At 71.6% G+C, this 14,435-nt stretch carries 13 protein-coding genes; 3 read left to right on the top strand and 10 right to left on the bottom strand.

What is annotated here, in order from left to right; translation table 11 throughout:
• Positions 1-145: 145 nt before the first annotated feature.
• From C4V41_RS52980 to C4V41_RS52970, 3 genes are read right to left on the bottom strand one after another with little or no spacing between them, the layout of a single operon-like run.
• Entirely contained in the window at positions 146-1,735 is a 1,590-nt protein-coding gene (locus C4V41_RS52980; protein ID WP_103963684.1) for a peptidoglycan-binding protein, read from the bottom strand.
• Positions 1,736-1,741: 6 nt separating this feature from the next.
• Positions 1,742-2,602 (bottom strand): carbohydrate ABC transporter permease, encoded by an 861-nt coding sequence (locus C4V41_RS52975; RefSeq protein WP_103963683.1) that lies wholly within the window; start codon positions 2,600-2,602, stop codon positions 1,742-1,744.
• Entirely contained in the window at positions 2,595-3,386 is a 792-nt protein-coding gene (locus C4V41_RS52970) for a carbohydrate ABC transporter permease (protein WP_103963682.1), read from the bottom strand. The genes C4V41_RS52975 and C4V41_RS52970 overlap by 8 nt, the downstream gene beginning before the upstream one ends.
• Before the next feature lie 353 nt (positions 3,387-3,739).
• Here C4V41_RS52970 and C4V41_RS66315 point away from each other — a divergent pair, with 353 nt between their 5' ends.
• Together C4V41_RS66315 and C4V41_RS52965 are read left to right on the top strand one after the other, a co-directional pair.
• Positions 3,740-3,814 (top strand): putative leader peptide, encoded by a 75-nt coding sequence (locus tag C4V41_RS66315; RefSeq protein WP_407670168.1) that lies wholly within the window; start codon positions 3,740-3,742, stop codon positions 3,812-3,814.
• A gap of 51 nt (positions 3,815-3,865) precedes the next feature.
• Entirely contained in the window at positions 3,866-5,554 is a 1,689-nt protein-coding gene (locus C4V41_RS52965; RefSeq protein ID WP_200824868.1) for an FAD/NAD(P)-binding protein, read from the top strand.
• Positions 5,555-5,648: 94 nt separating this feature from the next.
• Here the strand turns inward: C4V41_RS52965 and C4V41_RS52960 are convergent, their stop codons facing one another.
• The 7 genes from C4V41_RS52960 to C4V41_RS52930 are packed head-to-tail and all read right to left on the bottom strand — an operon-like array spanning position 5,649 to position 12,723.
• Complete coding sequence (locus C4V41_RS52960; RefSeq protein WP_103963681.1) at positions 5,649-6,506, bottom strand: TauD/TfdA dioxygenase family protein; 858 nt, start codon at positions 6,504-6,506, stop codon at positions 5,649-5,651.
• A gap of 17 nt (positions 6,507-6,523) precedes the next feature.
• Positions 6,524-7,297 carry an ABC transporter ATP-binding protein gene (locus C4V41_RS52955; RefSeq protein WP_103963680.1) on the bottom strand — a complete coding sequence of 258 codons (774 nt, stop codon included), beginning with the start codon at positions 7,295-7,297 and terminating at the stop codon, positions 6,524-6,526.
• Positions 7,281-8,333: a taurine ABC transporter substrate-binding protein gene (locus C4V41_RS52950; protein WP_235030941.1), complete on the bottom strand. Its 1,053-nt coding sequence runs from the start codon at positions 8,331-8,333 to the stop codon at positions 7,281-7,283. Before C4V41_RS52950 ends, C4V41_RS52955 begins: the two co-directional genes overlap by 17 nt.
• Entirely contained in the window at positions 8,330-9,187 is an 858-nt protein-coding gene (locus C4V41_RS52945) for an ABC transporter permease (RefSeq protein WP_103963678.1), read from the bottom strand. The genes C4V41_RS52950 and C4V41_RS52945 overlap by 4 nt, the downstream gene beginning before the upstream one ends.
• Positions 9,188-9,200: 13 nt before the next feature.
• Positions 9,201-10,370 (bottom strand): acyl-CoA dehydrogenase family protein, encoded by a 1,170-nt coding sequence (locus C4V41_RS52940; protein WP_103963677.1) that lies wholly within the window; start codon positions 10,368-10,370, stop codon positions 9,201-9,203.
• On the bottom strand, positions 10,367-11,533 hold the full coding sequence (locus C4V41_RS52935) for an LLM class flavin-dependent oxidoreductase (RefSeq protein WP_103963676.1): 1,167 nt from the start codon (positions 11,531-11,533) through the stop codon (positions 10,367-10,369). The genes C4V41_RS52940 and C4V41_RS52935 overlap by 4 nt, the downstream gene beginning before the upstream one ends.
• Before the next feature lie 8 nt (positions 11,534-11,541).
• Positions 11,542-12,723 (bottom strand): SfnB family sulfur acquisition oxidoreductase, encoded by a 1,182-nt coding sequence (locus C4V41_RS52930; protein WP_103963675.1) that lies wholly within the window; start codon positions 12,721-12,723, stop codon positions 11,542-11,544.
• A gap of 84 nt (positions 12,724-12,807) precedes the next feature.
• Between C4V41_RS52930 and C4V41_RS52925 the strand changes: the two genes are divergently transcribed.
• Entirely contained in the window at positions 12,808-14,433 is a 1,626-nt protein-coding gene (locus tag C4V41_RS52925; RefSeq protein ID WP_103963674.1) for an ABC transporter substrate-binding protein, read from the top strand.
• Positions 14,434-14,435 lie beyond the last annotated feature (2 nt).

The following is a 14,435-nucleotide window of genomic DNA, read 5'->3' as shown; positions in this document are numbered from 1 at the left end:
GCCGGCTCGTCGAGCTGTCGGGGCTCGTTCTCCGAAGGCCGCACGATGATGAACGGGATGCCCATGCGCCCCTGCTCGGCGGACAGCTCCGAAACGACCAGGATCGACGAACAGCCCGAACCGTCGCTCCCTGAAGGCGTCGATCCTAGGCATTCTGGAAACCTCTTTGGCGCAGTTGAGCGACGTACAGGGACGGAATCTCCAACCGGGTCTCGCCTGTGCCCTCGATGTGGCCGACCGGCTGCGCGAACGGGCCGTTGGCGTTCACCGTGGCGCTCCTGGCACCGACGACGTAGTTCTGCGCCGTGGGCGGCTTCTGCACGACGATCTGGCTGCCGCCCATGTCGCACCCCCACGCCACGGAATGGGCCGCCGACCAGCCGTGGGAGGTACCCCACCAGCCCCGGTTGTACAGGCCCAGCGTCAGCGCGCGGTGCGGGTTCAGCTCCCGGTGGCCGTCGAAGAGCAGGCCGGTGTTCCAGCGCCGGTGGCCCTCGCTGGTGTTGTACGTCTCCTCGGAGAGCCCGCGCAGGAACACGATGCCCGAGGAGGAGGCGGCGCCGTTGTCGATGAACGCGTGCCTGGCCTTCGAGGCGTGACAGTCCTTGAACAGCACGTTCTGCGCGAACGGGTGCGCGCAGAAGTTGTACCGGTTGCCGCCCGTCGAGGTCGAGCCGGTCGGCTCCAGCGCGCGGCAGTCCTCGATCGTGACCCGGGTCGCCTCCCACGCCTCCATGCCCACCTGCCAGAACCGCAGCGCGGTGCACGTGCGGATCCAGGCGTCGCGGGCGCGGAAGATACGGATCGCGTTCTGCATCACCGACTTCGCCGCGAACGGGTCGCCGTCGAACTCGACGTCCACCCGCAGCCGCTCCACGCCGACCTCGGTGACCACGCCGGCGCCGTCGGTCTTGTAGACGTACGACTGCGACAGCGACCGGTCGAGGTGGTTGAAGACCGGGGCGTCCACGGTGACCCGGTTGCCCGAGACGTCGGTGACGAACCGGTTGTAGAGAATGGGCTCCTCGTCCACGTTCCACGGCCGGCCCGTGTCATGGCCGCCGTAGTCGATGGCCCGCAGCCAGGCGTCGGAGCACGGGTGGAAGACGACGACGTTGTCGCCGGGCCGCAGCCCGCCGGCGTTCGCGACCTCGAAGGAGCGCGCGCCCACCTGCACGAAGTCGGAGGTGATGTCGGTACGCGTGCCCGGCACCTCGCCGCGCCAGGCCGCCCAGTCGATCGGGCCCCCGCCACCGGCGACGATCACCGTCCGGTCGGCAGGCCCGGCCGCCGTCGCCAGGATGACGGTGTTGAACGCGGGATCGTCGCCGTCCCCTGAGCCGCGCAGCACGGTCCGGCTGGAGCGTACGTAGATCGTGCCCGACACCGGGTAGCGGCCCGGCCGCAGCAGCAGCGCGCCCCGCCTGCGGATCGGCAGCGCCGCGACCTCGTCGAGCGCGGCCTGGATGTGCGCGGTGTTGTCGCCCTCGACCGGGCCGATCGTCTTGACGACCGGCAGGTGCGGGATCGGTCGTTCGCCGCCCTGGTAGCCGGCGTGGCTGAAGTCGGGGACGCGGTTGTGCTCGGCGTCCTGGCCGTAGACGAGGCGTTCGCCCCTGCGGTAGACGAGGGTCGAACGCCACGCGTCGGCGTACGCGGGGGACGGGGTGAGGCTCAGGGCGAGCGCGCCACCGGCGCCCGCCAGCAGGGAACGGCGGCTGAGATCGTGTGTCATGTCGTGCTACCCCTTCACGGCGCCGGCGACCAGGCCGGACAGGAACGTACGTTGGAAGGCCAGATAGACGATCAGGCTGGGAAGCATGGCGACGAGCGCCCCGGCGAGCAGCGGGCCCGGCCCGATCTCCGGGTTGGTGCGCAGCATCGACAGCCCGACGCCGATCGGATAGTTGTCGGGGCTCTGAGCCACGATCAGCGGCAGCAGGTACTGGTCCCAGACCATGTTGAAGCCGAAGATCGTGATCACGCCGAGTGCCGGGCGGCACAGCGGCAGGATGATCTGCAGGAAGATGCGCAGCTCGCCGGCGCCGTCCACGCGGGCGGCCTCTTCGAGCTCGGCCGGGATCTCCTTCATGAACTCGCTGATCACGAAGATCGAGAAGCCCCACGCGCCCAGCGGCACGATCATGCCGAGCAGGGAGCCGCGCAGCGAGACGCCCAGCAGCGGCAGGTCGTTCAGCACCAGCGAGAGCGGGATCGCGATGACCTCGTCGGAGATCATCATCGTGGCCAGGACGGCGACCAGCACCGCGGCCTGGCCCCGAAACTTCTTTCGGGCCAGCGCGTAACCCGCGAAAACGCTCACGGTCACCTGGAGCAGCAGCCCGCCGCCGGTGATGACCAGCGAGTTCGTGAAGAACCGCCACAGGCCCTGATCGGCGGCCACCTCGAAGTTCACCAGCGTCGGGTTCGACGGGAACAACGACATCCGGCTGGGGTCGCTGCTCCGGTCGAAGGCGCCCGTGAAGATCGCCAGCAGCGGCCCGCAGAAGACGAGCAGGACGACGGCGTACACGAGGATGCGGGCGGCGGAGGCCAGCGGGTGCTTGCGGCCCCAGGACCAGTTGAGCGTGGTCTCAAACATTGCGCTCCTTCCGTCTGCGGTAGAGCGTGACCACGGCCGTGAGCAGCAGCGTCGCCATGAACAGCACGACCGACGCGGCGGTGGCGAAGCCCATGTCGCCGTTGCGGAAGCCGGTGGCGAAGATCCGCGTCATGATCACGTCCGTGGCGCCCGCCGGGCCGCCGCCGGTGAGCACGTAGATCTCGGTGAACACCCGCAGGCTGCGGACGCAGGCCAGGATGATGAGGATCGTCACGACGGGCCTGAGCGCGGGGATGGTGACGTACCGGATCCGCTGCAGCAGGCCCGCGCCGTCGATGGCGGCCGCGTGGTAGAGCTGCCGGTCGATGCCCGCCAGCCCGGCCAGGATGATCATCATGTCGTACGGCGCGCCCTTCCAGATCCCGACCAGGACCACCCAGCCGAGCGCGCCGTCCGGATCGTCGAGGAAGCGCCGCGTGTCGCTGCCGAACCAGCTCAGCAGGGTGTTGAGCATGCCCTCGTCGCCCGGGAAGTACAGCAGCCGCCACACCTCCGCCACCACCGCGGTCGCCGTGACCACCGGCAGGAAGGCGGCCGTACGGACGAACCACAACGTCCTGGCCTTGCCCTCCAGCAGCAGCGCGAGCCCGAACCCGACCAGGATCGAGCCCACGGTCTGGCCGACCGAGTAGATCAGCGTGTGCGCGGTCGCGTCGCGGAAGGCCTCCTCGGCGAAGACCCTGCGGTAGTTCTCCAGCCCCAGCCACTCGTTGCCCAGGAACGGCTGCACCTTGAAGAAGCTCAGCCACATGCCCTGGGCCATCGGGATGTACTTGAAGTACAGGAAGAGGATCAGCGCCGGCCAGGCAACGGTGGGGGGAGGGCATGCGGCACTCCATACCTCAAACGAAGGGATGTAGTTGCGAAATCTTTCGCAACTTCAATATGCCCCGTAACGTAGAGGAAACATCGGATGTGGTCAAGGATTTCCTGGCCGGGTGGGCGGTGGGGGGTGCGTTGCGGCACGATCGGCCCGCCATGTCCGCCAGTAGGTCGGATGAATATCCCTCTAATGGCATGCGGTCCCAGTTGCTTGCCGCGCAAGGCGCCTGTGATTTCATGTATAGCCAGTAGGTAATATTGCTTATTTGGCGGCCGGTGTGTAGCTTGGGGTTCATGATCCACGGCCTTCTCCTGACGACGCGCCCGCACGTGGACCTCGTGCGCGTCGCCAGCGCGCAATGTCGCTGACCCGCACGACCTGAGTGGCAGCGGAAAACGACATACGCGGGGAGGACGCGCATGAGCGCGGTCGTGGTGGTGGGAGCCGGTCCGTCCGGAACGTCCCTGGTGGAGCGGATCTGCGCCAACGCCCGGATCGGCGGGGGACGAGTGCTGGACCTGCACGTGGTGGACCCGTACCCGCCGGGTGGGGGCCGCTTATGGCGGAGCGGGCAGTCCGACGCGCTGCGGGCCGGCTCGGCGGCCGAGGAGCTCACCGTCTTCCGCGACGGCGAGGGGCCGTCGCTGGCGGACTGGCTGGGCGGCGGGCCGGGGCAGCCGGCCTCGCGGTCCCAGGTGGGCGAATATCTGCGGTACGCGTTCGAGCGCACGGTACGCCTCGCGCCCCGCGACGTCCGGGTGCGCGTGCACGAGGCCAGGGCGGTCGGTCTCACTGGGGCGGCGGGCAGGCAACGGGTGGCGTTGTCCACCGGCGGGTCGCTGGAGGCCGACGCGGTGGTGCTGGCGCACGGACGCCCCAAGGCGCCCCCGCCCACAGCGGAGATCGCCTTCGCCGACCGGCACGGGCTCACCTACCTGACCGCCGACCGGCACGGGCTCGCCTACGCGTCCGCCGACCGGCCCGCCGGCCCGCACGGGCCCGCCTACCTGACCGACGGCCTGGATCTGGACGCCGTTCCAGCGGGCCGGCCGGTGCTGGTGCGTGGCACCGGACGGTCGTTCGCCGACCTGGTGGCCCTGCTCACCGTCGGGCGCGGTGGCCGGTTCATCGAGGGGCGGCGGGGCGAGCCGGTCTACCGGCCGAGCGGTGCGGAGCCGCTGCTGTACGCGGGCTCACGACACGGCGTCCCGCACCACGCCCGCCCCGGTTACCGCCTCGCGGGCCCACCTCCAAGCGTGGACGGACACGCGGAGGCCAAGGGGCTGGCGTACGCGTACTATCACGAGCTGTTCACCCGGCACTCGACCCGCACCCGGACGACGTGGCAGGCGTTCGAGAGCGCCTTCGAGGCGGCCGAGTGGGGTGGCAAGGAGATGCGCGCCCTGATCACGAAGGCGGTGCCGCGCTTCGCCGACCGCCTGCGCCTCGACCGGCTGGAACGCCCGCTGCACGGCATGCGCTTCGGCGACCTCGCCGGGCTGCAGCGGTGGATGCACGGCTACCTCGCCGCCGACCTGGAGCGGGGCGCCGACCCGGCCTTCAGCGCCGACCTGGCGATGATCCACTGGCTGCTGTCCGCGCGCACCGTCCGGGCGGACGACCCCTGGCTCCAAGGGCTGGCCGGCCTCCTCGCAGACGGTCCGTCGCTCGCCCGCCAGGCCGAACTGCGCGCGCTCGCCCGCGCGGGCGTCGTCACCTTCCTGGGCGCCGACCTGCGCGTCCGCCAGGACGAGGAGTCCGGAATGTGGCGCGCGACCAGCCCGACCGTACCCGGCTCCACGGTGGCGCGCACGCTCGTGGAAGCCGACCCGCCCGGCGGCTCCGACCCGCTGATCGCCGGCCTGTACGCCAGGGGCGAGTGCCGGGAGACGGCGGGCCTGCTGGACGTACGTCTCCCGGACCGCCGGCTGGTGAGCCGGACCGGCGCCGCGCACGGCCGCCGGTTCGCCCTGGGCTCCTGGACCCTCGGCGGCGCCGCCGGCTTCGACAGCCCCGGTGGCCCGGCGGAACTGCTGCGGCAGGCCGACGCCCTGTCCCGCACCGTGCTTGCCCAGGTCGCCGGATCCTGGCTGCACGCGGCGGCCTGAGCGGCCCTTCGGCCGGCCGGTCCCGGTCCGGCCGATCTCGGTCCGGCCGATCTCGGTCCGGCCGATCTCGGTCCGGCCGATCTCGGGCGCGAGATCAGCCAGAGGCCGTCGGGCCCAGCGGGCGGTCGCCGCGCAGGGTGATGCGGTGCATGACCCGGTGCGCGGTGCCGTAGTCGCGGTTGGCGTAGTGGGCCGTCGAGCGGTTGTCCCACATGGCGACGTCCCCTTCCTTCCAGCGGTGGCGGACGATGTGCTCGGGCTTGGTGAGGTGCGCGTACAGCAGGTCGAGGATGGCGCGGCTCTCGGCCTCCGAGACGCCGACGATGTGGGAGGTGAAGCCGGGGTTGACGAAGATGCCCTTGCGGCCGGTCTCGGGGTGGACGCGGATGACGGGGTGCTCCACCGGGTCCAGCCGGGTCACGACCTCGCCGTCCCAGACGCTGCCCTTGCCGCCGCGCCGCTGGGCCAGGTAGTAGCCGAACTCGCGGTTGCCGTCGTGCACGGCGGTGAGCCGGTCGGCCAGGTCGCGTACCGGCGCGGACAGGGAGTCGTAGGCGAGCTGGCTGTCGGCCCAGCTCGTGTCGCCGCCGCTGGGAGGCAGGGTCACGGCGCGCAGGATCGATCCGAGCGGCGGGCGGGGCATGAACGTGACGTCGGTGTGCCACACGTCGGCGAAGCCGTTGTCGGCGCTGTCGAGCGCGTAGATCTCCGGGTGCGCCTCGTCCACTCCGCCGACGACGGGATGGGAGGCGGTCAGTTCGCCGAGCCGCCGCCCCAGGGCGATCTGGCCGTCGGGGTCGAGGGTCTGCCCGGAGAAGAAGAGCACTTTCCTGTCGATGAGCGCGGCTCGTACCGCGACCAGGTCGTCGTCGTGGGCGGTGGCCAGGTCGAGCCCTTCGACCCGGGCGCCGAAGTGTGGTCCGAGCGGGTCAAGAGTGAGCGAGGCGGACATGTGGGGCTCCTTGACGATCAGGCGGCGGCGCGTACGGCCTGGCTGACCGTGGCGCGCAGGGCGGCGTATTCGGGCAGGGCGCGTAGCTCGTCCGGTTCGAGGCCGGTACGCGGCAGGGGGATGTCGAGGTCGAGCGCGACCCGGCCGGGCCGCTTGGTGAGCACCACGACCCGGCTGCCGAGGAACACGGCCTCCTCGACGCTGTGGGTGACGAACACCGAGGTCCGGCCGGTTTGTACGCTCACCAGCCGCAAATCCTCCTGCAGCCGCTCCCGGGTGAGCGCGTCCAGAGCGGCGAACGGCTCGTCGAGCAGGAGCAGCGGGTCGTCGGCCGCCAGCGCCCTGGCGATGGCCACCCGCTGCTGCTGACCGCCGGAGAGCTGCCAGATCCGGCGGTGGGCGACGTCGCGCAGACCGACGCGCTCCAGCAGCTCCCGGACCCTGCGGGCACGCTCATCGCGGGGCACGCCCGCGTAGCGCAGGGCGAGCTCCACGTTGCCGCCCACGCTCTTCCACGGGAACAACCTGGGCTGCTGGAAGACGATCCCGGCGCCCTTCCCTGGCGTGGGGCGGCCGCCGTTGGTGAGCACGGTGCCGGAGGTGGGCCGCTCGAAGCCCGCGATCAGGCGCAGCAGCGTGCTCTTGCCGCAGCCGGACGCGCCGACGATCACGAGGAACGATCCCTGGGGCACATCGAGTGAGACGGGCCCGAGGGCGGTCACGGCGTCGGCGCCCCGGCCGTACACGTGCTCGACCTCAGAGGCGTGGACCGCGTCAGGAGTCGAGGACACCGGGCAGCCCCTTGGTGTAGATGGCCCGCCGCACGGTCTCCAGGTCGGGCACGGCGTCGATCTTCCGCTGGTCCTTGAGGAACTGGGCGGCGCTGACCAGGTTCTGTGCCAGCCCGCCGGGGGCGTCCGGGGTGCCGAGCCATTCGGCGGAGGCCAGGTCGGCGGGCTTGAGGAAGACGCCCTGGCTGAGCTGGTCCTTGGCGTCGTCCTTGGCGAGGTTCAGCTCGGCGGCCACCGCCGTGGCCGCTTCGTCGGGGTTGTCGGCGATCAGGTGAAGGGCTCTGGCCTCGGCTTTGCGCCAGGCGTCCACGGCGTCCGGGTGCGCCTGGACGAACGCGGTGGAGACCACGCCGAGGTCCAGCGTGGGCTTGCCCGCCGTCGCCAACTGGCGGCTGCTGATCAGCGTCTTGCCGCCCTTCTTCAGCTCCTTCAGCGTCGGCAGCCAGGTGTAGGCGGCGTCGATGTCGCCGCGCGTCCAGGACGCGAGGATGTCCTGTGGTTCGAGGTCGACGAGGGTCACCGCGGATTCGGGGATCTTCGCCTGGCTCAGGGCGGCGAGCAGGCTGTAGTGGGAGGTGGAGGCGAACGATGTGGCGACCTTCTTGCCGCGCAGGTCCTCGATCTTCTCGATGCCGGTGCCGTTCCTGGCGACCAGGGCCTCGTTGTCGCCGGCCACGTCCAGCACGAACGCCACCTGGTACGGGATGTTCAGCGGAGCCGAGAGCCCGCGCGCCACCGGGCTCGACCCGATGGCGGCGATGTCCACGCTCTTGGCCACGAAGGCGGTGTTGATGCTGGCGCCGGAGTCGAACTTGGTCCACTGGATGCTGTAGCCGGGAAGCGCCTGCTCCAGCCATTTCTTGTTCTTCACGATGAGGTCGCCGCTGGGGAACGCCTGGTAGGCGATGCGGATGCTCTTGGTGGCCGTACCGCCGCCGCCCGAGGCGGTGCCGTTGCCGCAGGCGGCCAGGGCGAAGGTCAGCACCAGAGGCAGCAGGAGTCTGAGGCGCATGGCGGCCTTTCTTGTCGAGGTCATGAGCGGCCCCTCCAGGGGATGAACCGCTTCTCGGCGGCCCGCAGCAGGCCGTCGATGAGCAGGCCGGAGAGGCCGATGGCGAACAGTCCCAGCACGACGACGTCGGTCTGCAGATAACGCTGGGCGTCACGGACCATGCCGCCGATGCCCGGCACCCCGTTCACGGTCTCCGCGGCGACCACGGACGAGTACGCGAGGCCGACGGCCAGGCGTACCCCGGTGAAGATCTCCGGCAGCGCGCTGGGCAGCACCACGTCCCTGATGACGTCCCACCGCGAGCCGCCGAGCGCTCTGGCCGCCTCCACCAGGTGGGCGGGCGCGCCGTGCACGGCGGCCGCGGTGGCCACGGCGACCGGCGGCAGCGCCGCGATGGCGAGCAGCCACAGCTTGGGCGTCTCGTCGATGCCGAACCAGATGATGAGCAGGCTGAAGTACGCAAGCGGCGGCAGCGCCCGCACGAACGTGACCACCGGCTCGGCCACGACGCGGATCCACGGCACGGTGCCGAGGACGACGCCCAGCACCAGCCCGCCCGCCACGCCGATCACCGACCCGATGAGGATGCGCCGGAGGCTCACCCCGAGGTGCTCGATGAGCAGGCCGCCGCTGTAGCCGCGGACGCCGTCGTGCGTCGTGGACAACCGTACGAGCTGATCCCATACCGCGGCGGGCGCCGGCACGAACGACGGGTTGTCCGCCGCGGTGGCGGCGAGCTGCCACAGGCCGAGCAGCGCCAGGGCGGCGAGCACGCGCACACCCACCCGCCGGGCCGCCCGCGTCCCGGCAGGCCGTCGCGCGGGCGGGGGATCGAGGGGCTCCCGCACGGGGAGGGTGGTGGGGGGTGAAGAGGTCACAGTGGTCGCTCCGTCAGAACAGGCCGTTGAGCGGGGGCGGGGTGCCGTTGAGCCGGTAGGCGCCGACCACGCTCGCCTTCCAGGCGCGCGGGTTGTGGTTGGCGACGGTCCTGGCGTTGCGCCAGTGCCGGTCCAGGTTGTGCCGGCGGGCCACGGCCGAGCCGCCGCCCACGTCGAACACCAGCTCGGCCGCCTTGAGCGCCGACTCCACGGCGGCGAACTGCGCCTGGGCCACCTCGGCGGACGCCTCGTCGAGCAGCTCGGACGTGAGTCCACCGGCCCAGGCCCGGTCGATGGCGGCGGCGGCGCGCAACACCGCGGCCTCGGCCGCGTACGCCCGCGCGGAGATCTCGCCCACGGCGTGCCGCACGTACGGGTCGTCCACCGACCGCCCGGCGTCACTGTGCTCGATGGGCCGGGCACGCTCGCGCGCGAAGGCCACGGCGTCGGCGAGCGCGCTACGGGCGATCCCGGCCTCGACGGCGGCCAGGTAGAGCTGCATGAACGGGCTGACCGGAGATCGGACGGCGCCACCCGGCCGCTCACCACCGCCCGGCCGCTTGACGAACTCGTCGGGCCGCACCTGGACGCCGGTCAGCCGGGTGGTGCCGCTGGCGGTGAGCCGCTGCCCGATGCCGTCGAAGTCGTCGAGCAGCTCCAGCCCCTCGCGGTCGCGCGGCAGTGTGAAGAACACCCTCTCGCCGTCGTCGTCCACCGCCACCAGGCTGATCCAGTCGGCGTAGAGCGCGCCGGTGCTGTAGTACTTGCTGCCGTTCACCGTCCCGTCGCGGCTGATGCGGGTGCGCACCGCCCCGTTCGGGCCGCCGACCTCCCAGCCGGCGTTGCCGAAGACGTCCCCGGCGAGAAAGCGCGGGAACCAGCGCTCCCGCTCCGGCTCGGCGGCGGTCAGCAGGTGCTCGACCCGGCCGAAGCTGGAGCGGACCGCCTGCGCGACGTTGGAGTCGGCGGCGGCGAGGTCGACGATGAAGGCGAACACCTCCTCGACGCTTGAGCCGGCCCCGCCGTACGCCGCCGGAATCCGGAAGGTGAACAGGCCGGCGGCGGCCAGGGCGCGGACCTGCGCGCGCGGGAGCTCGCGGGCCAGCTCCCGCTCCGCCGCCCCGGCCGCCAGTTCGGGAAGGACGTCCGCGGCGCGCCGCCGCAGTTCGCCGAGGGTGGTCATCGGGCTCCCGCCGCGGCGAACGGGATGCCGACGGATTCGCCGGCGGATTCGCCGGCGGCGGGCGCGTCCGGGTGCCGCCACAGGCCGCGCTCGCGCAGGATCGGCAGGACGCCCTCGCCGAACCAGTACGCCTCCTCCAGGTGCGGATATCCGGACAGGACGAACTCGGTGAGGCCGAGCCGGTGATACTCCTCGATGCGGTCGGCGACCTCGGCGTGGCTGCCGACCAGCGCCGTTCCCGCCCCGCCGCGCACCAGCCCGACGCCGGCCCACAGGTTCGGGTAGATCTCCAGGTCGTCGCGCCTGCCACCGTGCAGGGCGAGCATCCGCTTCTGCCCCTCCGACTCGCCGCGGCCCAGGCCCGCCTGCACCTTCTCGACCGTGGCCGGGTCGATGCCGTCGAGCAGCCTGCGGGCCTGCGCCCACGCCTGCTCGCTCGTGTCGCGGGTGATCACGTGCAGCCTGATGCCGTGCCTGAGGGTACGGCTCTCGGCGGCGGCCAGCTCGTTCGCCCAGGCGATCTTCGCGGCCACCGCCTCCGGCGGCTCGCCCCAGGTCAGGTACGCGTCCACGTGCCGGGCCGCCACCCGGCCCGCGGCGGGCGAGGAGCCGCCGAAGTACACGTCGGGCACCGGGTCGGGCAGCCGGTTGAGCCGGGCCTCCTCGACCCGGAGGTGCTCGCCGGTGAAGCTCACCGTCTCGCCCCGCCAGAGCGACCGCACGACGTGCAGGAACTCGTCGGTACGCGCGTAGCGGGCGTCCTTGTCCAGGAAGTCGCCGTAGGCGCGCTGCTCGTGGCTCTCCCCGCCGGTGACCACGTTGAGCAGCAGCCGGCCGCGCGAATGCCACTGGAAGGTGGCCGCCATCTGCGCGGCGAGCGTGGGGGAGACCAGGCCGGGACGGAAGGCCACCAGGAACTTCAGCCGTTCGGTGGTGCCGGCCAGCAGAGCGGTGGTCAGCCAGGCGTCCTCGCACCAGGCGCCGGTGGGCGTGAGCGCGCCGACGAAGCCGAGCTGCTCGGCCGCGTGCACGATCTGGCGCAGGTAGGGCAGCGTGGCCGGCCGGGCTCCGCTCGCCGCGCCCGCGGGCAGCCCGTGGCCGCCGCCCACCACGTCGCGGCTGTCGCCGTACGTGGGCAGGAACCAGTGGAACGTGAGACTCATCGTTTCTCCTAAAGCAGGCCGTGCCGGGGCGGCGGCTGGCCGTTCAGTACGTAGCGGCCGATGTGCTGGATCTTCCAGCGGGCCGGGTCGTGCAGGGTGTGGGTACGGGCGTTACGCCAGTGGCGGTGCAGGTTGAGCCCGTCGAGGCTGGAACGGGTGCCGCCCAGCTCGAAGATCGCGTTGCCCAGCTCGACGGCCACCGGGTCGGCGAACGCCTTGGCGGTGGCCACCGCGATCGAGGCGGCGGCGGCCGACTCGTCGGTCAGGTCCGCGCGGGCGGCGTCCACGGCCGCGCCCGCCGCGTCGAGCAGCGCCTCGGCGGCCCGCACCTTGACGGCCAGCTCCCCGGCCCGCTGGAGGACGAGCGGGTCGTCGGCCGCGCGCTCCTGCCCGCTCTCGAACCACGGCCTGGCCTTGGTACGCACGAAGGCGACGGCCTCCTCCAGGGCGCCTCCGGCGATGCCCACGTCGATCGCCGCGTGCAGGAGCTGCGCGAACGCGCCGTGCAACTGCGGCCCCTGGAACGTCAGGTGGTGCGGGACCACCCGGTCCGCGGGCACGGCGACGTCTTCCAGGCGGACGGTGCCGCTGGCGGTGGTGCGCTGGCCCATGCCGTTCCAGTCGTCGACGACCGTCAGGCCGGGGGCGTCGCGCGGCACGTACGCCACGTGCAGCGTCTCGTCCTCGCGCCGGGCCAGGACCGGGATCCAGTCGGCGAACAGGGCGCCGGTGCTGTAGTGCTTGACGCCGTTCAGCAGGAATCCGCCGCCGGGGGCGGCGACCAGCGACGTCCGGTAGTCCTGGACGTGCCTGGTGCCCGCCTCCGACTGCGCGTTGCCGAACCGCCTGCCGTCCAGGACCTCGGCGAAGAAGAATGTGCGCTGGTCAGGCGTGCCCTGCCGGCGCAGCACGTTGATGTACACGAAGTGGCTCTGCGGGATCTGCGCGATGTTGGGGTCGGCGGCGGCCAGCAGCCTGAACACCTCGGCGACGGTGCGCGCCGAGACGTCGGCGCCGCCGTACTCGCGGGGGACGGTGATCGCGAGCAGGCCGCCTGCCGACAGCCGGTCCAGCTCCGGGCCGGGCAGGCGGCGCTCGGCGTCGCGGATCGCCGCCTCGGCCGCGAGCTCACCGGCGAGGTCGCGGGCCGCCGTCAACGCCTCGGCGTCGTCGGCGATCACGTGGGTCATGTGTTTCGTCCGTTCTGCGTGTTACGTTATGGTTCACCGTAATCCCTACAATGTCGGTAGGCAATACCTGTTTAGAGGACTTCCATGCTCAACCGCTCGAAACTGCCGCTCGCCACGGTCTTGGCCCTGTCAACGTTCGCGCTGGTCGCCTGCGGTTCTGACACCGTGGGCACCCCCGCCGCGACCGGTACGCCCAAGTCCGGAGGCACGCTCGTGCTGGGCGAGAACGGCGACGAGCCCGCCTGCCTCGACCCGCACCAGCTCTCGACCACCAACACCACGGTCGTGGGCCGCCCGATCTTCGACTCGCTGCTGTGGCAGGACGCCGAGGGCGATCTCAAGCCCTGGCTGGCGTCCGCGTGGAAGGTCTCGGACGACGGCCTGACCTACACGTTCACCCTGCGCGAGGGCGTGACGTTCCACGACGGGGCGGTGTGGGACGCCGAGGCGCTCAAGGCCAACCTCGACCACATGCGCGACCCGGCCACCAAGTCGCCGCTGGCCGCCGCCTACATCGCGCCGTACAAGGACGCCAAGGTCGTGGACGCCAGGACCCTCGAAGTGCGCCTGACCTCGCCGTATTCGGCGTTTCTGAACGTGCTCGCGCAGTCGTACCTGGCCATGATCTCGCCCAAGCAGCTCAAGGAGAGCCCGGCGAGCACCTGCGAGCACCCGGTCGGCTCCGGGCCGTTCGTGTTCGACAAGTGGACCAAGGGCCAGAGCATCACCTACCGCAAGAACCCCGGCTACGCCTGGGGGCCGGCCGGACGCTCAGGGCCGGCCTACCTGGACCGCCTGGAGATCCGGTTCCTGGCCGAGGACGCGACCCGCTACAACGCGCTGCTCTCCGGCGAGGTCAACGTGATCGACAACACCCCGCCGGCCAGCGTCGAGGACGTCAAGGCCAACCCCGACCTGGCCTTCGCCACCATCGACCGGCCAGGCCACCCGTTCTCGGTGTGGCTCAACACCGGCCGCGCCCCCTTCGGCGACGCGAAGGTCCGCCAGGCGCTCACGCTCGCCGTGGACCGCAAGGCGATCATCGACAGCGTCTCGTTCGGCCAGTGGAAGCTCGCCACCGGCTTCGTCACCCCCTCTACCCCCGACCACGCCGAAGCGGGCCGGATCTCCTACGACCCCGCCAAGGCGAACACGCTCCTGGACGAGGCCGGCTGGACGGCCAAGGACAAGGACGGCATCCGCGTCAAGAACGGCGAACGGCTGACCGCCACCGCCCTCGACACGGGAGTGAACCCCCAGAACACGCAGATCCTGGTCCAGGCCCAGGCCGCCGCCGCCAAGGCGGGCATCGAGCTCAAGATCGAGAACGTCACGGCGCAGGTCTCGTCCGACCGCACGTCGAAGGGCGACTTCGACGTGTCCGCCGGCATCTGGACCACCAACACGGCCGACGTGCTGTGGATCCAGTACGCCTCCGGCAACATCACCACCGCCGAGCGGCGCGGCCAGAACACCACCAGGCTCGACGACGACCAGATCGACAAGCTGCTGGAACAGGCCAGGAAGAGCACCGACGCCACCGAACGCGCCGCCATCTACGGCCGGGCGCAGGAACGGCTGATCGAGCTCGCGCCCGCCATCCCGCTCTACAACCGCCCCAGCCTCGTCTCCTCGCAGAAGACGGTGCACGGCCTGACCTGGGACTACGCCTATGGCGCGGTCACCTTCCACGACACCTGGGTGAGCTGACA

The sequence above is a fragment of the Nonomuraea solani genome (assembly GCF_900108335.1).
GTDB lineage: Bacteria > Actinomycetota > Actinomycetes > Streptosporangiales > Streptosporangiaceae > Nonomuraea > Nonomuraea solani.
This window is presented reverse-complemented; position numbering and strand designations above follow the sequence as displayed.